This window comes from Streptococcus mitis (assembly GCF_003942685.1).
Lineage (GTDB): Bacteria > Bacillota > Bacilli > Lactobacillales > Streptococcaceae > Streptococcus > Streptococcus mitis_CD.
In genome coordinates, this window is sequence record NZ_RJNR01000002.1 from 28,285 (window position 1) to 51,613 (window position 23,329).

The window sequence follows — 23,329 nt, forward strand, 5'->3', positions numbered from 1 at the left end:
CTTAATAGATTAGTTTATTTCTTCTTTTTCTTAGTTTTATTCATCAACATACCAACTACAACTGGAGTAACCACACTTCCAACTTGTCCAACAACTTTAAGTATCTTTTTTGCTTCATCTATTTTTTTGTTTCTACACGATTCGCACTTATTGTGCTTATAACTTAATGGTAAATCCCTAGTACATGTCTTGCATTTTTTTATTTCTTTCATTCTAGCACCTCTGTCTCAATAGCATCTGGTTTATTTGGCAATTTCATTATAGAAGTTTCAATTTTTGGCAATTCTTTTGTCCAGTAATTTGTAGGCGAAGGATCAAGTAGATCAAGTCTCTCTACTAATTCTTGAGAACTGAGATAAGTTTCGTTAATAAATTTCCCAAAGTAATCCAAACTTTTTTGAGCAGCCTTTTTCTCGCCCAACTCATTATAAGCTATTGCTGCTGATAGTGAAACGATATTTACGGCTGCTAATCCATCTCTAATCTCATTCATACGAGCTTCAATTTTATCTGGTTTATCCCCTTTTAATAACTTCCCCCAAGTAGAATCTGGTTGTTCTTTAATAAAATTTACATTAGATTTTTGACTAAGCATTAGAAGGTTTCGACTATCTTCTGCATCTGAAATAACTTGCAGTAACATCATTGTTCTAATGTTTGGATCTGATATCTCTCTAGCCTGCAAGAGTTTCTGTTGACAACTATAGGCTATGGCAAGTCTATCTGACTCCTGTCCTTTTCTGACGTCTTCAATAGCATATTGTACATTTTGAATCTCCTCTGCAATCTGAGCCATTTGAATTTGTGACGAATAATCAGCTAACGCTTTATTTAATTCTGGTGTCAATTTAACAGATTTCAATGGTACATTTCCAATGACTTTATTAGTATTAGTATCTACTAATACCGCCAAGAGAGAGCCATCTTTCTTTGTCATTAATTTTAGCACTCCTTGAGCAATTTGTTCCCGTTGTTCTGGAGAAAGAATTGCCTGAAAAACCTCTTCAGGTATACTAGATTGGACAACATGGATAAAGGCTGGAGCAGAATATAACATTTTTTCTACTTCAGATAAGATTTTATTTGCATTTTTGGCTAAAGGTTGGGCTATTTCTGGTAACTTATTAAAAAACGTTGAGGGTTTTAGTTCATAACCGTCAATATCAAGAATATCAAAGTCAACTTCGCCAAAAAATAAAACTTCATCCATAAATTACTACCTCATTATGTTTAAATTATTAGAAATATTATACCATATTAAACAAAATTATGATTTTGATTTTTCTTTAATATTATCTATCAAATCATTTTTACTGGAATCTAACATAAAAAAACACTCTCCTATCCAATTGACAGCCCAAATCTTTCAGAATAGAACTATCCTGACTATCTAATACTCTGAATACATAAATATCCATGTAATTCTAGACCTAGAACTCCTATAAACTAAATGCTTTCGTACTATTCTAAGTCCATGATAGTCTTAAATTTTAATTTTTGAAGGATTCTAAAGCTAGAATTGCTCTAAAACAAAGAAAAATAAGGTATTCGAAACTTAGAAGAGCCCATCTACACCTCAACTACGACACTTACAATTTCTCTGATGAGCTTTGAGTTTTTTGCTAGCCCAATCATAGTGGCTTGACGTGCTACTAACAAAGTAGGAACCTAGATTTGTCCCTCCCGTCCACTTATAGATACCTTTGGCAAAGAGTTCGTCATTGCTAAAAAATTCTATCAACTCTAAAACCTTCCTATGTGATTGTTCTAGGAGTCTAGTCGCTTCTTCTAAGGAGGTTTTCTGGTGCTTCTTCCAAAAAGTGACATTCATTTCTCCATAAGTTTTCCAATTATAAGGTTCAGGGAGAAAAGGTCTTTCGTGATCTTTTTGATTAGAATGAACCCAAGTCAAAAGCAACTGATGCCATTCATAAAGATGGATCAAGACATCCCGTAGATTTTTATCCCTTTTCCAGTGAGCTTCTTTTTTCTTTGGGTCTCTTGATAAATCAAATGGAGTCTGTAGCTCATCTTCACTTAGTTGGGAGATGAAACGATTAAGCTTTTCATAGTTTTCCTTAGAGGCCAGTACTAGCTCCTCTTTTGTTTTAGGTCTTGGCATAGAGTTCTCCCTTCATATCTCTAGTTATTATTAGAGATTTTTTATCCTTTAAATCTCTATAACTTATCCTTTAATTTCTCAACAAAGAGATAGGCTGCTGGACAGGTCAAAGTATTCTTAATCGTCAAATGGTTGATTTGATGGATCTTTTTCCTGTCTGTATGAGGAAATTCACGACAGGCCTTTGGACGAACGTCATAGATGGAACAGAGATTATCTCCTCCTAGAAATGGACAAGGCATAGATTTGAAAACCTTGTCACCATCTTCATCTACCTGCAGAAACTCTGCTTCAAAAGCGGGTAATTTCATCTTAAAATACTTGGCGATTCGTGTAATATCTGCTTCTTTAAAGTCAGGTCCCAATGTCTTGCAACAGTTGGCACAGGCAGTGCAATCAATCTCCTCAAAAACTTCTTGGTGAATCTGTTGAGCTATCTTATCTAGATTTTTTGGTGGTTTTTTCTTTAGATTTGCTAAAATTTTACGGTGCTCCTTTTGCTTTTGCAAGGCTAGCTGGTGGTAATACTCAATATCAATTTCTTTAGACATAATTTCTTTCTAATTCACGTATTTTTGTCTATTATACCATAAACACTGCCCCTTTTTTGCACCCTGAACATAAAAATAGCCCTTCGGATAAAATCCGAGGGGCTAGAAACGTTGTTAAATCAACGGCTGAACTTTTGAATTTCAAGGTTCAGGATAAAATAGTTCACTGAACTATTTTATTTTTTAAGGTTGTAGAATGATTTCAATCCACGGTATTCAGCTACTTCACCAAGTTGGTCTTCGATGCGAAGCAATTGGTTGTATTTAGCGATACGGTCTGTACGTGAAAGTGAACCAGTCTTGATTTGTCCTGCGTTAGTTGCAACTGCGATGTCAGCGATTGTTGAATCTTCAGTTTCACCTGAACGGTGTGATACAACGGCAGTGTAACCAGCTTCTTTAGCCATTTCGATAGCTTCAAAAGTTTCAGTAAGAGTACCGATTTGGTTAACTTTGATAAGGATTGAGTTAGCAGCACCTTCTTGGATACCACGTGCAAGGTAGTCAGTGTTTGTTACGAAGAAGTCGTCACCAACAAGTTGTACTTTCTTACCAAGACGTTCAGTAAGTGCTTTCCAACCATCCCAGTCGTTTTCATCCATACCATCTTCGATAGTGATGATTGGGTATTTGTTAACCAATTCTTCAAGGTAGTCGATTTGTTCTGCAGATGTACGAACAGCAGCGCCTTCACCTTCAAATTTAGTATAGTCGTAAACTTTACGTTCTTTATCGTAGAATTCTGATGAAGCACAGTCAAATCCGATAAATACGTCTTTACCTGGAACATATCCAGCAGCTTCGATCGCAGCAAGGATAGTTTCAACACCGTCTTCAGTTCCTTCGAAACGAGGAGCGAATCCACCTTCGTCACCTACGGCAGTTTCCAAACCACGTGATTTAAGGATTTTCTTAAGAGCGTGGAAGATTTCAGCACCGTAACGAAGAGCTTCTTTGAATGTTGGCGCACCAACTGGCAAGATCATGAACTCTTGGAAAGCAATTGGAGCGTCAGAGTGAGAACCACCGTTGATGATGTTCATCATTGGAGTTGGAAGAACTTTAGTGTTGAATCCACCAAGGTAGCTGTAAAGTGGGATTTCAAGGTAGTCAGCAGCAGCACGAGCTACAGCGATAGACACACCAAGGATTGCGTTTGCACCCAATTTACCTTTGTTAGGAGTACCGTCAAGAGCGATCATAGCACGGTCGATAGCTTGTTGATCACGTACATCGTAGCCAATGATAGCTTCAGCAATGATGTTGTTTACGTTGTCAACAGCTTTTTGTGTACCAAGACCACCGTAACGAGATTTGTCACCGTCGCGAAGTTCAACTGCTTCGTGTTCACCAGTAGAAGCTCCTGATGGAACCATACCACGTCCGAAAGCACCTGATTCAGTGTAAACTTCTACTTCAAGTGTTGGGTTACCGCGTGAGTCTAGGACTTCGCGAGCGTAAACATCAGTAATAATTGACATTTTTTACTCTCCTTATGAGTTAAATTTTTTACACCTCTATAATACCTTAAAACCCCTCCTTTTTCAAGAAAAAACGTTATCTTTGTGCAAATTTTCCTTAACTTTATAAAGTAATCGCTTTCTTTTGTCTGTTTTATTCTAACTTTTATGATATACTGTTTTCATGACAGATTTATCAAAACAATTACTTGAAAAAGCTCACGGTGGGCCAAAAATTAATCCGGATGAGCAAAGACGCTATCTTGGTACCTTTGAGGAAAGAGTTCTTGGGTATGCAGATATTGACACAGCAAATAGTCCTCAGTTAGAAAAAGGCTTTTTATCTATTTTAGAAAATCTTCAGGAAAAAGCAGAGCCACTATTTGTGAAGATTTCACCAACTATCGAATTTGACAAGCAAGTTTTCTACTTGAAAGAAGCAAAAGAAACTGATAGCCAAGCCACAATAGTTTCTGAAGACCACGCTTCTTCTCCTTTTGGACTGATTATTCATACCAATGCACCAGTACAAGTAGAAGAAAAGGACCTTCGACTTGCTTTTGCAAAACTTTGGGAAGATAAAAAGGAAGAACCAGCTAAAACATCCATCTGGAAGAAATGGTTTGGCTAAATCTTGCGCATATTTAATAAGTGACCGATATTGGCAGTCGTGCGCTCCAGATAGAGACTGGCATTTTTCAAACTATCTTCTAGAGGTTCACTTTTCTCCAAAATTGAAAAAGCCGCTTGGATATTCTCAAATGGTAGGGGAGGTAAATCCTCAGCAATACTACCACAAATAGCAATGACAGGAACTCCGACAGGGGTTCTTTTTGCTACGCCTATCGGCGCTTTACCTGCTAAACTTTGACGATCTATCCTTCCTTCTCCTACAACTACCAAGTCAGCATCTGCAACTTTCTTATCAAAGTCAATCAAATCTAAACAAGTGTCAATTCCAGATACGATACTTGCTTTAGCAAAGGCACACAAACCGCCAGCAATTCCTCCACCAGCTCCTGCACCTTTAATTTCTAATGTTGCAGGCGAGACTTTTTCATAAAAATCTTGGATTGCCTGATCTACGACTGCAAACATAGTAGGATGTAAACCTTTTTGCTTTCCAAAAGTGTAAGTCGCACCTTGCTGACCACATAAGGGACTCACGACATCTGCTAAAATACGAATTTGCACATCTTCAGGAATTTCATAGCGATTTTCTGTTGACATAGAAGCTAAGTTTAGTAAGGATTGACCGCAAGCAGGCAAGACATTTCCAGCCTTATCATAGAATTGATACCCCAATCCAGCAGCAATACCAATACCGCCATCATTACTGGCCGTACCACCAACGCCGATATAGATATCTTTAATCCCTTGAGCAATGAGATGACGAATCAACTCTCCAATACCACAAGTTTGGATTTGAAGTGGATTTCGTTTCTCTAGCGGAATCTTTCCAAGGCCAACCAAGTCGGCAACTTCAAATAGCGCCAGTCCCCCTTTTTGAAAATAGCGCATGGCTTCTTTTTGTCCAAAAGGTCCTGTCACTTTGATCCATTTTTCTTCAAGGTCAATAGAATGCCGAATAGCATCTACTGTACCTTCGCCACCATCACCAACAGGGCAGAGGAGACAGTCTACATCTGCTATCGATTGTTGGAAGCCTCTTTTTATTGCTTCAGCTACCTGTTGAGCGGACAAGCTTTCCTTAAACGAATCTGGTGCAATTACAATCTTCATATTTTCCCTCATTCTAAACAGTCAATCAAGGGAAGAACTTCTAAAAAATCCCTCTTGTCAACATGATGTGGTATTTCTTTTTTGAGTACTTCTTTGCCACAAAAGGCGATTCCCAGTCCTGCTGATTTCAACATTAATAGGTCATTTGCCCCATCTCCGATTGCAACAGTTCTTTCTTGAGGAAGTTTTAGTCCCTCTCTCCATTTTTCCAGAGTCTCTTTTTTGACCTCAGGACTTATAATTTGTCCAATCAATTTTCCAGTTAAAAGACCATCTTTGACTTCAAGTTGGTTGGCAGAGAAATGGGCAATTCCAAGAGATTTTGCTAGTCTCGCAACTATTGGTGTAAAGCCACCAGACAGTAGACCAACTAGGATACCATTCTTTTGGAGAATGGAAATGAATTCCTGGGCATTTGGCGTTAGATGAATAGAGTTGAAGACTTTATCAAAAACCGAAACAGGAAGACCTTCCAGCAAGGACACTCTTTTTCTTAAACTGCTTTCAAAGTCTAACTCTCCTCGCATTGCCCGACTTGTAATCAGCGAAATTTCCTCCTCACGACCTGCCTCTCTACCCAAAAGATCAATCACTTCTTCTAGGATTAAGGTTCCATCAACATCCATGACACACAAACCTTTTACTTGAGACATATCTTCTCCTCTCTAAACAGCCCAAAAATCGTATGAAGTCATCATACGATTTTATCTATTAATTAACTAAACTATGGTACAAGTCAAGGTATGACTTGCAGGCTGTATCCCATGAGAAATCACACTCCATAGCTTGTTTTTGTAGATTTCTCCAAACATCAGGATGGTTTCTATACAAGTCCAATGCTGTTTGGAAAGTCCAATTTAACCAGTAAGGAGATAGATTGTCAAAGCTAAAGCCAGTACCGCTTCCCTCGATTGGATTGAAAGCGCGAACGGTATCTCGCAAGCCACCAACTTCATGAACCAATGGCAAGGTTCCGTAACGCATAGCCATCATTTGAGACAAGCCACATGGTTCAAAACGACTTGGCATGAGGAAGAGATCACAAGCAGCGTAGATTTCTTGAGCTAGTTTGACATCAAAAGTGATATTTGCTGATAGCTTGTCTGGGTAAATCTGAGCAAACCATGAGAAAGCCCCTTCAAAGGCTGGATCGCCAGTTCCCAAAAGAACAATCTGAACATCTTCTTGCAAGATATGGTGCAGACTTTCGACCACCACATCAAAACCTTTTTGACGTGTCAAACGAGAAACAATTCCCACCAGTGGAACGTCAGCTCTAACTGGCAAGCCTACTCTCTCTTGCAATTTTGCCTTATTTTGGGCTTTTCCAGACAAATCTTCCTGATTAAAATGATAGTCTAAAAGAGCATCCGTCTGAGGATTATAAAGATCAGCATCAATCCCATTCAAGATACCAGATACCTTGCCAGATTCCATTCTAAGAATCTGATCCAAGTTACATCCGAACTGACTGGTCATAATTTCATGAGCATAGCTAGGCGAAACGGTTGAAACACGATCCGCATAGAGAATACCTGCCTTCATCCAGTTCAGACAGTTGTTCCATCGAAGGGTGCCATCAGCATAACGCTCAAAGCCAACTCCAAACAAATCCCATAACATTCCTTCTGAAAATTGTCCTTGGAATTCCAAATTATGAATGGTTAAAACAGTTTTAATGCCCTCATAGGCTTGAATCCAACGGTATTTTTCCTTTAACAAGAAAGGAATCATAGCTGTATGGTAGTCATGAACATGGAGAAGGTCAGGAATAAAGTCAATTCTTTCCATAGCCTCAATGGCAGCCAGTTGGAAAAAGGCAAAGCGTTCTCCGTCATCAAAATCGCCGTAAACATGACCACGGAAGAAATAATATTGGTTGTCAATAAAGTAGAAGGTCACACCATTTAGTACTATTTTCTTAATTCCACAGTACTGTCTGCGCCAACCAACACTCACCTCAAAATGAAGAACATCTTCAATCTGATTTCCAAATTTAGCCTCTACCATGTCATAGTAGGGTAAAATTACTGCAACTTCATGTCCCGCTTTTACCAGTGATTTAGGAAGAGCGCCAATGACGTCTCCCAAACCACCTGTTTTTGAAAAGGGTGCACCCTCAGCAGCTACAAATAAAATTTTCATGAATGAATATCCTCTGTTACTTTAGCACCTTTCTTAACGACGACTGGATGTTCTGCAGTTCCACGGATCACAACTCCATCCGCAACTTCAACACCCTTGTCTAAGATAGCATATTCTACCTGAGCACCTTCTCCAATAACAACACGAGGGAATAAGATGCTATCTTTAACCAAGCTATCCTTATGGACATGAATATTACGTGATAAAACAGAATTAGCCACTTGACCTTCAATGATACTACCAGAGGCAAACTGAGAAGTGCTTACCTTAGATGTATTAGCATAATAAGTTGGCTCTTCGTTTTTTACCTTTGTGTAAATCTTTTGGTTTGGAGTAAATAGAGAGTAGAATTTTTGAGATTCAAGCATATCTTTATTAGCTTGGTAATAAGACTCTACAGAATGAATATTTGCCAGATAACCTGTGTACTCGTAGGCAAAAGCCCCTTCTTTTGCCGCCAAATCCCGTAAAACATAACGCAATTTCTCTGGATGTTCTTTCTTAGCTTCTTCTTCTAAGCGTTCAATCAACCAAGGTGTATCGACGACAAAGATATCTGTGGACATATTGTAAACTTCATCTGATGATTTACTATCAAAGAGTTTATGAGAACGGACATGGTCTGTTTCATCCACTTCTAAGATTGCATTTACTTCTGAAATATCTTTTTTAGGTAGTTTTTTATAAACTACAGTGATTGGACCTTTTGTTGTAGTGTGTAGGTGGAATACTTGGTTCAGATCAATATTAATCAAAACATCACAGTTAAGTGACACTGTTTGGTTTGAGCCGGAACGTTTCAAATAAGTAAGAAGCTGTTGGTAGTATTCTTTCCCAACTGTACTACTTTCCACACGGGTATTGTAAATACCTAGATAGTAGTGGCTAAGAAGAGTTGACAATCCCCACTCACGCCCTGAACGGATATGGTCAAAGACTGAACTGATATTGTCTTGTTGGAAAATACCAAAAATACTACGGACACCAGCATTAGCAAGACTTGAAAGCGGGAAGTCAATCAAGCGATATTTACCACCAAATGGCAAACTAGCTACTGGACGGTGGTCTGTCAGTGTTGACATATCATGAAAACCAACTGTGTTTCCTAAAATGGCAGAATATTTATCAATCTTCATCTGTTGCTACCCCCACTACTTCATCATATCCTACAACTTGTACTTCTTCTGTTCCATCAATTTCGACACCATCAGAAATAACTGCACCTTCACCAATAATGGCACGTTTGATTTTAGCTCCCTGACCGACAATTGCACCACTCATGATAACTGAATCTACTACTTCTGCCCCTTCGCGAACTTGCGCACCTGTTGAGAGGATAGAATGTTTAACAGTTCCATCTACGAAACAGCCATCGACAACCAAGGAATCTTCCACATGAGCATTTGCCCCAAGGAAGTTTGGTGGTGAAATTAAGTTTCTTGAGTAAATCTTCCATTGACGGTTACGGCTATCCAAGGCATTTTCTGGTGAAATATATTCCATGTTCGCTTCCCAAAGCGACTCAATCGTACCAACATCTTTCCAGTAACCATTAAATTCGTAGGCATAAACACTTTCACCTGACTCAAGGTAATTTGGAATGACATTTTTACCAAAGTCTGACATATCGACATTGCTCTTTTCAGCAGCAACGAGCATATTGCGGAGACGTTGCCAATCAAAGATATAGATCCCCATAGAAGCTTTGGTGGATTTAGGTTGAGCTGGTTTTTCTTCAAATTCAACAATACGATTGTTTGCATCTGTATTCATGATACCAAAACGGCTAGCTTCCTTAAGAGAAACATCAAGAACTGCGACTGTCAAACTAGCATTATTATCCTTGTGTGACTGGAGCATATCATCATAGTCCATTTTATAGATGTGGTCCCCAGATAGAATCAAAACATACTCAGGGTTGACACTGTCGATATAGTCGATATTTTGGTAAATAGCGTGGCTAGTTCCCTCAAACCAACGATTTCCTTCACTTGCAGAATAAGGTTGAAGAATAGAGACACCTGAATTGATACCGTCTAGTCCCCAACTTGAACCATTCCCAATATGGTTGTTGAGAGCAAGTGGTTGGTACTGTGTAATGACTCCAACATTGTTGATGCCTGAGTTGGCACAGTTTGAAAGAGCAAAGTCAATGATACGGTAGCGCCCACCAAATTGCACAGCTGGTTTTGCAATGCTTTGAGTGAGTTTACCGAGACGAGTTCCTTGCCCACCAGCAAGAATCAAAGCTAACATTTCATTCTTCATTTTCTACTCCTTTTTGGTTTTTACTTGTGACGGTTTTAGTAGGTTTCAAGCGACGTTTGATTTTCCAAACACTTGCTCCCATAGCCGGTAGGGTAAAGGTCAAGGTCTGCTCATAATCTTTCCATAGTCCTTCTTGCGTTTGCACAGTTTGATTATGTTCTTTCCAAACGCCTCCCCACTCTTCTAACTCAGTATTCCAGACTTCTTCGTAAATCCCTGCAACAGGAAGTCCGATTGTAAAATCTTTTCGTTCAACAGGTGCCATATTAAAGATACAGACTAACATATCATCCTTCTTACCCTTACGGATGAAGGAAAGAACACTCTGGTCTCGATTATCCGCATCGATGATTTCAATACCATCATAGCTGGTATCAATTTCCCACAGACAGCGGTGGTCTTTGTAAAACTGATTTAGCTGAGAAGTGAAATACTTCATCTTAGCATTCATTGGATCTTCTAAGTTTGACCATTCCAACTGTTCTTCAGATTTCCATTCTAGGAATTGCCCATATTCACTACCCATGAAGAGCAATTTTTTACCTGGGTGACAAATTTGGTAAGTGTAGAGATTACGCAAGCCTGCGAATTGATTATAGCGATCTCCCCACATCTTGTGCATCATACTCTTCTTGCCATGAACCACTTCATCGTGTGAGAATGGTAGGAGATAATTCTCTTTGAAGACATACATAAAGCTGAAAGTCACCAAGTTAAAGTCGTATTTACGATAAATCGGATCTTCTTCATAGAAACGGAGGATGTCATTCATCCAACCCATATTCCATTTGTAGTCGAAGCCAAGACCATCTGAATCCTTAGTGTCAGTAATCTGAGTAGCTGATGAACTTTCCTCCGCTATCATCATCACATCAGGATGAACTAGTTTAATCACATCATTCAAGCGTTGAAGGAAATAATAACCTTCATAGTTGAGATTGCCACCATCTTTATTAGGTGTCCATGGAGCATCATCGTAGTCAAGATAGAGCATGTTGCTAACGGCATCTACGCGAATACCATCTAAATGATAAAAATCAATCCAGAACTTAATACTAGAGATCAGGAAAGACTGGACTTCATTCTTTCCAAGGTCAAAATTAAGTGCTCCCCAACCGTAGTTATGAGCCTTATTATGGTCTTGGTATTCAAAAGTCGGTGTTCCATCATAATAGGCCAAGGCATCATCATTGATAGTAAAGTGACCAGGTACCCAGTCTACAATAACACCTATATTGTTTAAGTGACATTCCTCAACAAAATCTTGAAATTCTTCAGGACGACCATAGGCATGCTCTAGAGCAAAGTAACCCATAAGCTGATAGCCCCAACTCAAACCTAGTGGGTGAGACATCAGGGGCATAAACTCAATGTGAGTATAATTCATCTCAACCAAGTAAGGAATGAGTTCATCTTTCAATTGAGCAAAACTATAGGGGCTGCCATCAGGATTTCTCTTCCAAGAGCCAGCATGAGCCTCGTAAATATTGACAGGACGCTCTTCAAAGCTCAAGCGTTTTCTACGGGCTAGCCAGAGACCATCCTTCCATTTCTTTTCTGGAATATCTGTTAAAATAGCCCCAGTACCAGGTCGTGCCTCATACCGTACAGCCAAAGGGTCAATCTTCATCAGCTGATGACCATTTGCACGTGTGATATGGTACTTATAAATTTGGCCTTCTTGAGCAAGGCTGGTAAAGACTTCCCAGACTCCAAATTCATTCCGTTCCATCAGAATTTGATTTTCAACCCAATTAGTGAAATCCCCTACCAAGTGAACAGCCTGAGCATTAGGCGCCCACACACGAAAAGTATAGCCATACTCTCCATTTTTTTCTTCCCTATGAGCTCCCAGATAGTGCTGGAGGTGAAAATTTTCACCTGTCATAAAGGTTTTTAAAGCTTTTTTCTTATCCATACACCCTCCTATTTCTGTAAGCGTTTTCTATAGATTTATTATACTACCTTTTTAGGGAAGATTCAAGTAAATTACGGAATTTGCAAAAAAATCTTTTGAAAGTCTTCAACAAATTCACTGATGTGTTCACTTGTAAATCAAGAAATTTTCAGAAACGCTTTGAAAACGAATTGTTTTTTTATAATACTATCATAAAGTTCGTTATTTAGCTAACAAAAATATAATTTTAAGTAAAAAAATAAATCAGGAAACGAATCTCCTGATTTTATTAACAGATAAAGCACCACAAATGAATTTAAATTGTAAATCTATTCTACAAAACTTTAAAGACGCTGGCACTGACGCCACCAACCATATCTTTATCACTTAAATGGCTATTGGTCACCAATAGTTCTAGATTTCCAGCATTTTCAAACTGGAAGTCTTGCCCTTTAGCATTAAATACAACCAGTAAATGTTCTTCCCCTTGAATCTCATAGACAATCCAACCACTATGTTCGTTGGCTGAATGAACAAAAACATGATGGTAAATCTCATCATAAGTTGAGTAAGAAAAGGCACTGCTTTCTGTCTTCAATCGAATCATCTGACGGATAAACTCAATACTATCTTGACGCTCATTAAGCAAGTCCCAGTTCACTTGGTTCACACTGTCTGGAGCATTATAGCTATTCATAGCACGTTCTCTATCATCATGGGTCAGCTCACCATTTTCACCAGTCGCAACCAGTTTGGTACGACCAAATTCTTGACCGATTTCCATAAAGGCCATCCCCTGCATGAGTAGGTTCATAGCTGTGGCTGTCTCAACCTTGCGCATGATTTGCTCTGAACTTTGGTCTGGATGTAGGGTTGCCAACAAATCGTGAAGATTGTAATTGTCATGGGCTTCCACATAGTTAAGTACTTGGTTTGGATGTGTATAGGTACCTAATTCACGACTGCCTAGAATTGCTTTGGCAAGAATTGGCTCTGTCGCAGCACCACTAACAAAACCTGACTTGATAGCACCATAAACTTCTCCACCTTTTACAGCATCACGCTGATTGTCATTAAAGAAACCAATACTTGGCATCTGGTAGGCATTGTCTTTCTTAGCCTTATCATAAGGGGCAAGACCTGTTCCCATATCCCAACCTTCTCCATAGAGGATAATGTTAGGGTCGATTTCATCCAAGCTCTGACGAATCATCTGCATGGTCTTAACATCATGAATCCCCATCAAATCAAAACGGAAGCCGTCAATATTGTATTCCTGCACCCAGTATAGAAGAGAATCAATCATATACTTGCGGAACATTTCATGTTCGCTGGCTGTTTCATTTCCAACACCTGTTCCATTCTGGAAGGTGCCATCTGGGTTCATACGATAATAGTAATCAGGGACAGTTGTTTGGAAAGGTGCATCAACAACTGAGAAGGTATGGTTATAGACCACATCCATAATGACACCAATGCCCGCATCGTGATAGGCTTGAACCATGGTCTTCAAATCACGAATGACCTGAGCTGGATCATCTGGATTGGTTGAAAGGCTCGTTTCTGGTGCATTATAGTTTTGTGGATCATAACCCCAGTTGTAGGTTACATTCCCATCAGCATCATATTCTTTGTGACGGTCTGCAATTGGTTGCAACTGAACATAATTGTAGCCAATCTCTTTGATGTAATCAAAAGCAGTTGCTTGACCGTACTGGTTAACCGTTCCAGTCTGAGCAGCACCCAAGAAAGTTCCTCGAAGATGTTCATCCACACCCGAGGTCGGTGATTTGGTCAAATCACGAATGTGCATTTCACAGATAACTGCCTTACATGGATTTGTCAAACGCCAAGTAGCCTCAGAACCGTGCTTGACCTCGAAGCCTTCAACTTGCTTTTCTGCATGACTCAGGATAGCTGAACGTTTGCCATCAGGACTGGTCGCGATTGTGTAAGGGTCACGTGTCAGTGTCTGGTGATGAGGGAATTGGACTTGATACTGATAAGCCTTACCAGTCAAATCTTCATCAACATCCAAACTCCAGACACCGATTGTATTGTCTTTATGGTTATAAGAGTAGCTATTGCCTCTTTCCATCTCAAAAGTCTTCCAAACAGGAGCATTGTTAGCGGCAGATTCATAAACAACTACCTGCACTTCTGTCGCTGTTGGAGCCCAGAGAGCAAAATGAGCTTGATTATCCTCTACACGGCACCCCAATTCACCTTGGTAACCCCAATGGTGGTCAAAACTAGCACTGTTAATGGCCTTATCAAAGGCAAAAGGATTTTGATTTTTATAGAAAGGACTGGCAATAGCAGGATTTTCAGAATAATAAATTCTGTCATCCCCTTCCAAAATCCAGACCTCTGTTAATAGGGGATAGTGATTAAAACGGATAGCATATTCCTTACTGGTTTGACCTGTATGAACCACAAAATTCAAGCTTTCTAGGGCATGAGCACTTGGGTGTTCAAAACTAAATAAAGCCCCAAAATAATCTTCTTTGTAGGTCAGCAAATCAATTCGCTGGTCATGACTTTTCACAAAAGAGCAAGTATCGTATTCACCATTCTTGCGATGGTAATGAATGCGCATAGGGTAGTTATACATTGTTTATTTTTCCTTTTTACTTCTATTTTCTTTCTATTTCACTAATAAATTCTTGACCAATTTTGTCACGACTATCAAACATAGTAATATTATCCAAACTCTGATTTTAAACGATTATTACAAGTTTTCTAGCCAAGCTTCATCTCGAACCTCGATACCAAGTTCTTGTGCTTTTTGCAGTTTACTTCCAGCATCTGCTCCTGCCACGACGAGATCGGTCTTTTTAGAAACACTGCCTGTTACCTTGGCACCCAGACTTTCGAGTTTACTTTTAGCTTCTGAGCGCTTGAGCCGTTCCAATTTTCCAGTCAATACCACGGTCAAACCTGACAAGACTGCATCCGCTACTACCGTCTGACCTTTATAATCCAGATTGACCCCAGCTTCTTTTAATTCTTTAAGTAGAATTTCAGAGCCTTCTGTCGCAAAATATGTCTGAAGACTCTTGGCAATCACACCACCCAGACTTTCAATACTAGCCACTTCCTCTGGATCTGCCTGAGCCAGATTTTCAATTGAATGGAAATGTTGAAGTAATAGCTGACTAGCCTTGCTTCCGACATGGCGAATCCCTAGTCCAAACAAGAGTTTTTCAGCAGAATTTTCCTTTGATGCTTGGATAGCCTGATACAGTTTAGCAGCGGACTTTTCCTTAACCCCCTCTAAAAGGAGGAAATCTTCTTCTTTTAAACGGTAAATATCCGCCACATCCTTGACTAAATTGGCAGCGAAAAGCTTCTCAACAATAGATGGACCAAGGCCTGTAATATTCATAGCATCACGAGAAGCAAAGTGGATCAAACCTTCCATGATTTGGGCAGGGCAACGCGGATTGATACAACGCAGGGCTACTTCATCTTCAAAGTGCAACAAATCAGAGTCACAACTTGGACAGTTTGTAGGGATATCTAGTTTTTCTTCAGAAACCCGTTTGGATTCTACCACACGTAAAACGGCAGGGATGATATCTCCAGCCTTATAGACGATAACCGTGTCGTCTTTGCGGATATCTTTTTCAGCAATATAATCCACATTGTGCAGGGTCGCACGGCTAACAGTTGTACCAGCTAGTTGTACTGGTGTGAGATTTGCAGTTGGCGTGACAACTCCAGTACGACCTACTGTCCAATCAACTGATAAGAGTTTAGCTTCTTTTTCCTCAGCAGGAAACTTGTAGGCTACTGCCCACTTTGGAGCCTTGACGGTAAAACCGAGTTCTTCTTGGCTTGCTAAATCATTGACCTTGATCACCACCCCATCGATATCATAAGGCAGATTCTCCCGTTCCTGTCCTACTTCTTGGATAAAATTCCAGATTTCATCTATATTTTCAGCCAAGATTCGCTTAGGATTGACCACAAAACCAAGCTGTTCTAGGTGCTTCAAAACCTTTTCTTGACTATCACGAGTTGAAGGGCTGGCTTCTTGATAGAGGAAAGTCGCAAGATTGCGCTTGGCAACTACTGCTGTATCCAACTGTCGCAGAGTGCCTGCTGCCGCATTACGAGGATTGGCAAATTCAGACTCTCCATTTTCTTGGCGAGCTTGGTTAACCTGGTCAAAAGAAGCGCGTGGCATGTAACATTCCCCACGAACTGTGATATCTAGTTCTTCTGGCAAGGTCAAAGGAATGTCCTTAACACGCTTGAGGTTTTCCGTGATATTCTCCCCAACAGAACCGTCTCCACGTGTTGCACCAACAACTAAAATCCCCTTTTCATAAGTAAGCGAGATAGACAAACCATCGATTTTCAGCTCACAAATATAGGTCGGATGAGCCACTTCCTTACGAACACGCGCATCAAAAGCTTCAAGCTCCTCACGTGAAAAAGCATCCTGCAAACTATAAAGAGGATACTGATGACTGTATTTTTCAAAACCATCTAAAACCTTGCCACCAACACGATGGGTAGGACTGTCTGCTAGCACTTGATCTGGATAGGCAGTTTCTAACTCAACCAACTCTCGGTAAAGGCGATCATACTCACTGTCTGAAACCGAGGGATTATCGCTGGTATAGTACTCAGTCGCATAGCGATTGAGCAAGGCGACCAACTCATTCATTCTTTTATTCATAAAACTATTTTACCATAAATTAAGCCCTTCTCACAAACAAGAAGGGCGGAAAAAACACTTAGATTGGAATTATTTTTAAAGTCCAAGCAAACTTATGTCTCTTTTTCAAAATGAGTTCGAACATATCCGAGAGCTAAGAAAGATAAGGCTACAACTCCAAGTCCAATAATCAAGAAAGAATAAAGATGTACACTTGGAAGCAAGGTCATTAAACCTGTTGCAATAGGCATAAATAATATAGCTAAGGTATAAATCGAACTGAGAACTCTACCAAGATATTCACCTTCAACCTTAGTTTGTACCTGAGTAAAAAAGTGAATATTAAAAATCGTCATAAATAATTCACAAATGAAATTTCCTGAAAAAGCAAGATAGGAGGGGAGGGTAAATCCCATTATCATCACTCCAAGTCCAGTCAGTGCCAATAAAAATAAAAGCATTTCCATACTAGCTTTAATCTTACTAGCTAACAACGCCCCAACAATAGATCCGATAGCACCCATTGTCAAAATAGTGGCATAGGCACCTTGTACTCCATAGAGCTGATTTGAAAAGGGAAGGAGGTAATTAAAAGCTGCAAAGAAAAAATTGACACTTGAAGCCATGACTAACAAAAAGAAGATTTCCTTTTGTTTTACAATATAGTGAACCCCCTCCTTGATATCAGAAAAAATAACTCTGAATGTAAGTTTCTTCTCCCCCAAAGTTTTATCTTCTTTTTTTGGAAGCAGGGCTACCAAGCCAAAAGCGAGAAAAAAACTAAGAGCATCTAATACCAAGGTAACGCGAAGAATTGCGAATTGTAAAACCAGAAAAGAGAGTACAGGGGAACTCACACTGACAACCTGCATCACCAATTCCAAACGAGAATTGTAGAGGACCAGTTCATCCTTCTCTACCAATTCTGTGATAATGGCCTTATTTGCCGGTCTAGAAAAGGCAAAAGCAATAGCCTGCACAATATTGGCAAAAATCAAAGCGCCAATCATCCAGCTGTCATTCCTTATAAAAGAAATAGCCAGACAAAGAATCCCACAAACAAGGTCTGTCACCATTAAAATCTTACGACGAGAAAATCGGTCTGAAATAACTCCACCAAAGGGATTTACGAGAATAGATGTGACGAGTTCAGAAATCTGATACATTCCTAAAACTGTCTTTCCGATAGTTCCCATGGAAGCCAACCAGACACTATTTCCATAATCATAGAGCATATTCCCTATCTTGTTAACAGCTCCGCGACTAATCAACTGTACTGCATAGCGATTCATATAAAAACTCCTCTCAAATTTTGAAACTATTGTATCAAAACTGAAAGGAGCTTTTTCATTTTTCCCTTATTTGGGAAAATTAATCTTTGATAAATTTTTTGTAGTGTTCCTGATAATAGTCTACTTGTTCTGGAAGACCTAGCACGACAAAAATATGCATGGCCTCTTTCATCTGCTTACAGCCTTCTTTACACTGTCCTTTTTGGTACAAGGAAAAGCCTTTTAGATAATGGAAAATATTACGCTCATACAGTTTGATCCCTTTACCAATAATCTTCTCTGTATAAGCCTCAAAATAGCTTGCATTGTCAAAAGAAAGATGCTCTAAACAATGCTGGTAACAATTAAGGGCTAAAATCAAGACCAGTTTTCTATGGCGACCAATTTCTTGATAAAATTCCTCCCTCTCCATAACTTCTCTACCAATCCGAGTTACATAGTCCACATCGTAGAAACTATAGAGGTTCCCGAAAAGAATCAACTCATACATGGTCCATTCTTCTGTTTTGAAGAGATAATCTGCCACCTTATCCAAATCATCTTGCTTCATATCATAACTCGAATCTCTTTGACAAATCAGACCTTGTAGCAAAATCCAGTTCAGCTCAAAATAAAGGGGATTCGTCGAACTCTTAGCCTTTTCAAGTTGTTCTCTTTGAAGCTTTTGAAAACCTGCAATATCATTTGAGTAGTAAAGGGGTACAATTTGTCCCATCATGGCAACATGTTCATGATTATGGAAATCCCTAGCCTTATCCATGAAATTTTCGATTGTTACATGAATGTTATCCAAAATCTCAAAGAAACGTGAGACTGCTAGGTCAGACTCCCCAAGCTCAAAGCGAGATAACTGAGAGGTCGAACAGGACTCCCCTGCCGCCTCCTTTAAAGAATAATTTCCACTTGTTCGAAATTCACGAAATACTTTTCCAAGATTTTCCATCTTACACCTGCTCTGATAATTCTTCCCATTCAAGCATAGCTTCTTCCTGACGATGGCTGATTTTGTCCAGCTCAGCCTGCAATTCCATCAGTTTATCGGCATCGTTTGTTTCCAACATTTGTTCAGAAATCGCTTGACTTTGACTTTCTAACTCTTCAATTTCAGCTTCTAGACTTTCGATTTGTCGCATGAGCTTACGAACTTCTTTTTGACTTTCTTTCTGAGCTTGATAGTCATTAACTGAGCTTGCTTCTTTTGCTTGATTGCTGGTTGAAGCTTCCTCAGTTTGAATCATTTCTACTTCTGCTTTCTTCTCAACATAGTAATCGTAATCTCCAAGATAGAGAGTTGATCCATTCTCAGACAATTCCAGTACATGAGTTGCCACACGATTGATAAAGTAACGGTCGTGACTGACGAATAGAAGAGTTCCATCAAAGTCAATCAAGGCATTTTCCAACACTTCCTTGCTATCAATATCCAAGTGGTTGGTTGGCTCATCCAGAATCAAGAAGTTGTTGTTTTCCATGGACAATTTAGCTAAAAGCAAACGAGCTTTTTCGCCACCAGACAGCATGCCAACTGATTTTTTAACATCATCTCCTGAGAAAAGGAAGGCACCTAGACGGTTACGGATTTCAACTTCTGGTGTCAGTTTAAAATCATTCCAAAGTTCATCAAGTACCGTATTACTTGGTGTCAGCTTGCTTTGGGTTTGGTCATAGTAACCAACCTCAACATTAGCGCCAAAGCGCTTCTCACCCTTGATAAAAGGAATATGGTCCACAATAGACTTGATAAAGGTTGACTTGCCAATACCATTGGGACCAACGATGGCGACAGCATTCATCTTACGAAGGTCTAGGTTAATCGGTTGTGACAGGACTTCCCCATCATAGCCAATAGCTGCATTTTCAACAGTCAAAACAACATTGCCCGACGTTTTTTCAGACTGGAAGGTCATGTTGGCTGCTTTCTTACCAGCTTCAGGCTTGTCCAAACGTTCCATTTTTTCCAGTTGTTTACGTCGAGATTGGGCACGTTTGGTCGTTGAAGCTCGGACTAAATTGCGATTGACAAAGTCTTCCAGAGCAGCGATCTCCTTCTGCTGCTTTTCATAATTTTTTGCTTCAGTAGCTAGCTTTCGCTCCTTCAACTCGACAAAACGAGAGTAATTTCCCACATAGCGATCCAAGGAATGCTTGGTCAAATCTAGCGTAATTGTCGCAACCTTGTCCAAGAAATAACGGTCGTGGCTGACAATAATGAGGGCACCGCTATAGTTTACCAAGTAATTCTCTAGCCAGGCAATGGTTTCAATATCCAAGTGGTTGGTTGGCTCGTCCAAGACCAAGAGATTTGGCTTTTCAAGGAGCATTTTGGCAAGTGCCAGACGAGTATTTTGACCACCCGAAAGCTCGGCAATTTTCATCTGCCACATAGATTCGTCAAACTTGAATCCATTCAAAATCGCTCGTATATCAGCTTCATAGGTAAAGCCACCTGCTTGGCGAAAATTCTCAGATAAGCGGTCGTAATCTAACATCAGTTTATCCAAATCTTCACCAGACTTTTCACCCATCTCCAACTCCATCTGACGAAGTTGTTTCTCAGTCTGACGCAGGTCATCAAAGACATGAAGTATCTCATCGTAGATGGTATTTTCAGACTCAAAACGGCTATCTTGGGCTAGGTAAGACAGAGAAATATCTTTTTTCTTATTGATTTCTCCACTAGTTGGCTCCTCTTCTCCAACTAAAATCTTCAAAAGAGTAGACTTACCTGCACCATTTTTCCCAACAAGGGCTATCCGATCTCGTTCATCAACTTGTAGGTTAATATTATCAAAAAGAACTTCTCCTGCAAAAGAACGTTCAATTTTATTAGCTTGTAAAATAATCATAAGAGTAGTATAGCATGTTTCCCTAAGGCATTCAAGACTTGATAAGCCGGCAGATGATACCACTTTTCTGAAAATTATGCTACCGTTTTACTAAAACGCTAAAAAGTGCTATAATGTGAACGGTTAAAACAATTTACAAAAAGGAGAATTTTAATGTCTTACCAAGAAAATTACCAGAAATGGGTTGATTTTGCGGAGCTTCCTGACTACCTTCGTCAAGATTTGGAAAATATGGACGAAAAAACAAAGGAAGATGCCTTCTATACAAATCTTGAATTTGGTACTGCAGGCATGCGTGGCCTGATTGGTGCTGGTACAAACCGCATCAACATCTACGTTGTTCGCCAAGCTACTGAAGGATTGGCTCGTTTGATCGAGTCAAAAGGTGGAAATGAAAAAGAACGTGGTGTGGCAATTGCCTACGATAGCCGTCACTTCTCACCTGAGTTTGCCTTTGAGTCTGCGGCCGTTCTTGCTAAACACGGCATCAAATCTTACGTATTTGAAAGCCTTCGTCCAACTCCAGAACTATCATTTGCAGTTCGTCACCTCAACTGTTTCGCAGGTATCATGGTCACAGCTAGCCACAACCCAGCACCATTTAACGGTTACAAGGTTTACGGTGAAGACGGTGGACAAATGCCTCCACACGATGCAGACGCTTTGACAACATACATTCGTGCAATCGAAAATCCATTTGCAGTTGAAGTTGCTGATGTGGAAGCTGAAAAAGCTTCTGGCTTAATTGAAGTTATCGGCGAAGCTGTTGACGTAGAATACCTTAAAGAGGTTAAGGACGTAAACATCAACCCAGCCTTGATTGAAGAATTCGGTAAAGACATGAAAATTGTATACACACCACTTCATGGTACTGGTGAAATGTTGGCTCGTCGTGCTCTTGCCCAAGCAGGATTTGACTCTGTTCAAGTCGTTGAAGCGCAAGCAACTCCTGACCCAGACTTCTCAACTGTAAAATCTCCAAACCCAGAAAGCCAAGCAGCCTTTGCCCTTGCTGAAGAACTTGGTCGTCAAGTTGGTGCAGATGTTCTTGTGGCAACTGACCCTGATGCTGACCGTGTTGGTGTTGAAGTTCTTCAAAAAGATGGTAGCTACCTCAACCTTTCAGGTAACCAAATCGGTGCTATCATGGCAAAATACATCTTGGAAGCCCACAAAAATGCCGGAACTCTGCCTGAAAATGCAGCCCTTTGCAAATCTATCGTATCAACTGACTTGGTAACGAAGATTGCTGAAAGCTACGGCGCAACTATGTTCAACGTTCTGACTGGTTTCAAATTCATCGCTGAAAAAATCCAAGAATTCGAAGAAAAACACAATCACACTTACATGATGGGATTTGAAGAAAGCTTCGGTTACTTGATTAAACCATTCGTACGTGATAAAGACGCTATCCAAGCTGTTCTTGTCGTTGCTGAACTTGCTGCCTACTACCGTTCACGTGGTTTGACCCTTGCTGACGGTATCGAAGAAATCTACAAAGAGTATGGCTACTACGCAGAAAAAACAATCTCTGTTACTCTTTCAGGTGTCGATGGTGCTGAACAAATCAAAGCGATTATGACTAAATTCCGCAACAATGCTCCAAAAGAATGGAATGCAACAGCTATCACTGTCGTAGAAGACTTCAAAGCTCAAACAGCTACTGCTGCTGACGGCACTGTTACAAACTTGACAACTCCTCCAAGTGATGTGTTGAAATACACACTTGCTGACGGTTCGTGGATTGCCGTTCGCCCTTCAGGGACAGAACCAAAAATCAAGTTCTACATTGCAGTTGTAGGTGAAACCAACGAAGAATCACAAGCTAAAATTGCTAACATCGAAGCAGAAATCAATGCTTTTGTAAAATAAAGCCCTATAAAAGATGAGACCAGCCAATCTCATCTTTTTTCGTATCAAATCTAAGCAATTTTAGAAACTTTATGGCATACTAGACTTATCAATGAAAGCGAGGTAATCTCATGGAACAATTTTTAGATAATATCAAAGACCTTGAAGTCACTACAGTTGCGCGTGCGCAAGAAGCTCTTGATAAAAAAGAAACTGCAACCTTCTTTATTGGTCGTAAAACTTGCCCTTACTGCCGTAAATTTGCTGGCACATTGGCAGGTGTCGTAGCTGAAACTAAAGCTCACATCTACTTCATCAACAGTGAAGAACCAAGCCAACTCAATGAGTTGCAAGTATTCCGCTCACGCTACGGAATCCCAACTGTACCAGGCTTCGTTCATATTGCAGATGGACAAATCAATGTCCGTTGCGACTCTTCAATGTCAGCACAAGAAATCAAAGAATTTGCAGGATTGTAAAAAAGC

19 protein-coding genes are annotated in these 23,329 nt (G+C 39.9%); 3 read left to right on the forward strand and 16 right to left on the reverse strand.

The window, feature by feature from the left end:
• Nucleotides 1-14: 14 nt before the first annotated feature.
• From D8855_RS01950 to eno, 5 genes are all read right to left on the reverse strand, one after another.
• Nucleotides 15-212 carry a hypothetical protein gene (locus tag D8855_RS01950; protein WP_023942550.1) on the reverse strand — a complete coding sequence of 66 codons (198 nt, stop codon included), beginning with the start codon at nucleotides 210-212 and terminating at the stop codon, nucleotides 15-17.
• Nucleotides 209-1,210 carry a hypothetical protein gene (locus tag D8855_RS01955; protein ID WP_125415676.1) on the reverse strand — a complete coding sequence of 334 codons (1,002 nt, stop codon included), beginning with the start codon at nucleotides 1,208-1,210 and terminating at the stop codon, nucleotides 209-211. The genes D8855_RS01950 and D8855_RS01955 overlap by 4 nt, the downstream gene beginning before the upstream one ends.
• 366 nt (nucleotides 1,211-1,576) lie before the next feature.
• Nucleotides 1,577-2,122 (reverse strand): ClbS/DfsB family four-helix bundle protein, encoded by a 546-nt coding sequence (locus tag D8855_RS01960; RefSeq protein WP_125415679.1) that lies wholly within the window; start codon nucleotides 2,120-2,122, stop codon nucleotides 1,577-1,579.
• Nucleotides 2,123-2,178: 56 nt separating this feature from the next.
• A complete protein-coding gene (locus tag D8855_RS01965; RefSeq protein WP_000031466.1) occupies nucleotides 2,179-2,673 on the reverse strand; it encodes a YkgJ family cysteine cluster protein in 495 nt (164 codons plus the stop codon).
• 176 nt (nucleotides 2,674-2,849) lie between these two features.
• Nucleotides 2,850-4,154, reverse strand: coding sequence for a surface-displayed alpha-enolase (gene eno, locus D8855_RS01970; RefSeq protein ID WP_000022813.1), 1,305 nt, complete (start codon nucleotides 4,152-4,154; stop codon nucleotides 2,850-2,852).
• A gap of 163 nt (nucleotides 4,155-4,317) precedes the next feature.
• Here eno and D8855_RS01975 point away from each other — a divergent pair, with 163 nt between their 5' ends.
• Nucleotides 4,318-4,764, forward strand: a complete 447-nt coding sequence (locus tag D8855_RS01975) for a YueI family protein (protein WP_125415682.1) — start codon at nucleotides 4,318-4,320, stop codon at nucleotides 4,762-4,764.
• On the opposite strand, the gene D8855_RS01980 is transcribed toward D8855_RS01975, so the two are convergent.
• From D8855_RS01980 to D8855_RS02030, 11 genes are all read right to left on the reverse strand, one after another.
• Nucleotides 4,761-5,876 carry a glycerate kinase gene (locus tag D8855_RS01980; protein ID WP_125415685.1) on the reverse strand — a complete coding sequence of 372 codons (1,116 nt, stop codon included), beginning with the start codon at nucleotides 5,874-5,876 and terminating at the stop codon, nucleotides 4,761-4,763. The genes D8855_RS01975 and D8855_RS01980 overlap by 4 nt on opposite strands.
• Before the next feature lie 8 nt (nucleotides 5,877-5,884).
• Nucleotides 5,885-6,529 carry a phosphoserine phosphatase SerB gene (gene serB / locus D8855_RS01985; protein WP_070482626.1) on the reverse strand — a complete coding sequence of 215 codons (645 nt, stop codon included), beginning with the start codon at nucleotides 6,527-6,529 and terminating at the stop codon, nucleotides 5,885-5,887.
• Nucleotides 6,530-6,587: 58 nt separating this feature from the next.
• On the reverse strand, nucleotides 6,588-8,021 hold the full coding sequence (gene glgA, locus D8855_RS01990) for a glycogen synthase GlgA (protein WP_125415688.1): 1,434 nt from the start codon (nucleotides 8,019-8,021) through the stop codon (nucleotides 6,588-6,590).
• Nucleotides 8,018-9,157, reverse strand: coding sequence for a glucose-1-phosphate adenylyltransferase subunit GlgD (glgD, locus tag D8855_RS01995; RefSeq protein ID WP_125415690.1), 1,140 nt, complete (start codon nucleotides 9,155-9,157; stop codon nucleotides 8,018-8,020). The genes glgA and glgD overlap by 4 nt, the downstream gene beginning before the upstream one ends.
• Nucleotides 9,147-10,289, reverse strand: a complete 1,143-nt coding sequence (locus tag D8855_RS02000; protein ID WP_125415693.1) for a glucose-1-phosphate adenylyltransferase — start codon at nucleotides 10,287-10,289, stop codon at nucleotides 9,147-9,149. The genes glgD and D8855_RS02000 overlap by 11 nt, the downstream gene beginning before the upstream one ends.
• Nucleotides 10,279-12,207 carry a 1,4-alpha-glucan branching protein GlgB gene (gene glgB, locus D8855_RS02005; RefSeq protein WP_125415696.1) on the reverse strand — a complete coding sequence of 643 codons (1,929 nt, stop codon included), beginning with the start codon at nucleotides 12,205-12,207 and terminating at the stop codon, nucleotides 10,279-10,281. Before glgB ends, D8855_RS02000 begins: the two co-directional genes overlap by 11 nt.
• A gap of 313 nt (nucleotides 12,208-12,520) precedes the next feature.
• Nucleotides 12,521-14,800 carry a type I pullulanase gene (pulA, locus tag D8855_RS02010; RefSeq protein ID WP_125415699.1) on the reverse strand — a complete coding sequence of 760 codons (2,280 nt, stop codon included), beginning with the start codon at nucleotides 14,798-14,800 and terminating at the stop codon, nucleotides 12,521-12,523.
• Between the two features lie 117 nt (nucleotides 14,801-14,917).
• A complete protein-coding gene (ligA, locus tag D8855_RS02015) occupies nucleotides 14,918-16,876 on the reverse strand; it encodes an NAD-dependent DNA ligase LigA (RefSeq protein ID WP_125415702.1) in 1,959 nt (652 codons plus the stop codon).
• A gap of 92 nt (nucleotides 16,877-16,968) precedes the next feature.
• A complete protein-coding gene (locus D8855_RS02020) occupies nucleotides 16,969-18,147 on the reverse strand; it encodes an MFS transporter (protein ID WP_125415704.1) in 1,179 nt (392 codons plus the stop codon).
• A gap of 79 nt (nucleotides 18,148-18,226) precedes the next feature.
• On the reverse strand, nucleotides 18,227-19,090 hold the full coding sequence (locus D8855_RS02025) for an Rgg family transcriptional regulator (RefSeq protein WP_125415707.1): 864 nt from the start codon (nucleotides 19,088-19,090) through the stop codon (nucleotides 18,227-18,229).
• Between the two features lies 1 nt (nucleotide 19,091).
• Nucleotides 19,092-20,993, reverse strand: a complete 1,902-nt coding sequence (locus D8855_RS02030; RefSeq protein ID WP_125415710.1) for an ABC transporter ATP-binding protein — start codon at nucleotides 20,991-20,993, stop codon at nucleotides 19,092-19,094.
• 153 nt (nucleotides 20,994-21,146) lie between these two features.
• On the opposite strand from D8855_RS02030, the gene D8855_RS02035 reads away from it, so the two are divergent.
• Nucleotides 21,147-22,865, forward strand: a complete 1,719-nt coding sequence (locus D8855_RS02035) for a phospho-sugar mutase (RefSeq protein WP_125415713.1) — start codon at nucleotides 21,147-21,149, stop codon at nucleotides 22,863-22,865.
• A 110-nt stretch (nucleotides 22,866-22,975) separates the two neighbouring features.
• Nucleotides 22,976-23,323, forward strand: a complete 348-nt coding sequence (locus D8855_RS02040) for a DUF6568 family protein (RefSeq protein WP_125415716.1) — start codon at nucleotides 22,976-22,978, stop codon at nucleotides 23,321-23,323.
• The last annotated feature ends 6 nt before the right edge of the window (nucleotides 23,324-23,329 follow it).

Bases quoted from the DNA above. Each gene is read 5' to 3' on its own strand.
- D8855_RS01950 (WP_023942550.1), bottom strand. From the start codon at position 212: ATGAAAGAAATAAAAAAATGCAAGACATGTACTAGGGATTTACCATTA.
- D8855_RS01955 (WP_125415676.1), bottom strand. From the start codon at position 1,210: ATGGATGAAGTTTTATTTTTTGGCGAAGTTGACTTTGATATTCTTGAT.
- D8855_RS01960 (WP_125415679.1), bottom strand. From the start codon at position 2,122: ATGCCAAGACCTAAAACAAAAGAGGAGCTAGTACTGGCCTCTAAGGAA.
- D8855_RS01965 (WP_000031466.1), bottom strand. From the start codon at position 2,673: ATGTCTAAAGAAATTGATATTGAGTATTACCACCAGCTAGCCTTGCAA.
- eno (WP_000022813.1), bottom strand. From the start codon at position 4,154: ATGTCAATTATTACTGATGTTTACGCTCGCGAAGTCCTAGACTCACGC.
- D8855_RS01975 (WP_125415682.1), top strand. From the start codon at position 4,318: ATGACAGATTTATCAAAACAATTACTTGAAAAAGCTCACGGTGGGCCA.
- D8855_RS01980 (WP_125415685.1), bottom strand. From the start codon at position 5,876: ATGAAGATTGTAATTGCACCAGATTCGTTTAAGGAAAGCTTGTCCGCT.
- serB (WP_070482626.1), bottom strand. From the start codon at position 6,529: ATGTCTCAAGTAAAAGGTTTGTGTGTCATGGATGTTGATGGAACCTTA.
- glgA (WP_125415688.1), bottom strand. From the start codon at position 8,021: ATGAAAATTTTATTTGTAGCTGCTGAGGGTGCACCCTTTTCAAAAACA.
- glgD (WP_125415690.1), bottom strand. From the start codon at position 9,157: ATGAAGATTGATAAATATTCTGCCATTTTAGGAAACACAGTTGGTTTT.
- D8855_RS02000 (WP_125415693.1), bottom strand. From the start codon at position 10,289: ATGAAGAATGAAATGTTAGCTTTGATTCTTGCTGGTGGGCAAGGAACT.
- glgB (WP_125415696.1), bottom strand. From the start codon at position 12,207: ATGGATAAGAAAAAAGCTTTAAAAACCTTTATGACAGGTGAAAATTTT.
- pulA (WP_125415699.1), bottom strand. From the start codon at position 14,800: ATGTATAACTACCCTATGCGCATTCATTACCATCGCAAGAATGGTGAA.
- ligA (WP_125415702.1), bottom strand. From the start codon at position 16,876: ATGAATAAAAGAATGAATGAGTTGGTCGCCTTGCTCAATCGCTATGCG.
- D8855_RS02020 (WP_125415704.1), bottom strand. From the start codon at position 18,147: ATGAATCGCTATGCAGTACAGTTGATTAGTCGCGGAGCTGTTAACAAG.
- D8855_RS02025 (WP_125415707.1), bottom strand. From the start codon at position 19,090: ATGGAAAATCTTGGAAAAGTATTTCGTGAATTTCGAACAAGTGGAAAT.
- D8855_RS02030 (WP_125415710.1), bottom strand. From the start codon at position 20,993: ATGATTATTTTACAAGCTAATAAAATTGAACGTTCTTTTGCAGGAGAA.
- D8855_RS02035 (WP_125415713.1), top strand. From the start codon at position 21,147: ATGTCTTACCAAGAAAATTACCAGAAATGGGTTGATTTTGCGGAGCTT.
- D8855_RS02040 (WP_125415716.1), top strand. From the start codon at position 22,976: ATGGAACAATTTTTAGATAATATCAAAGACCTTGAAGTCACTACAGTT.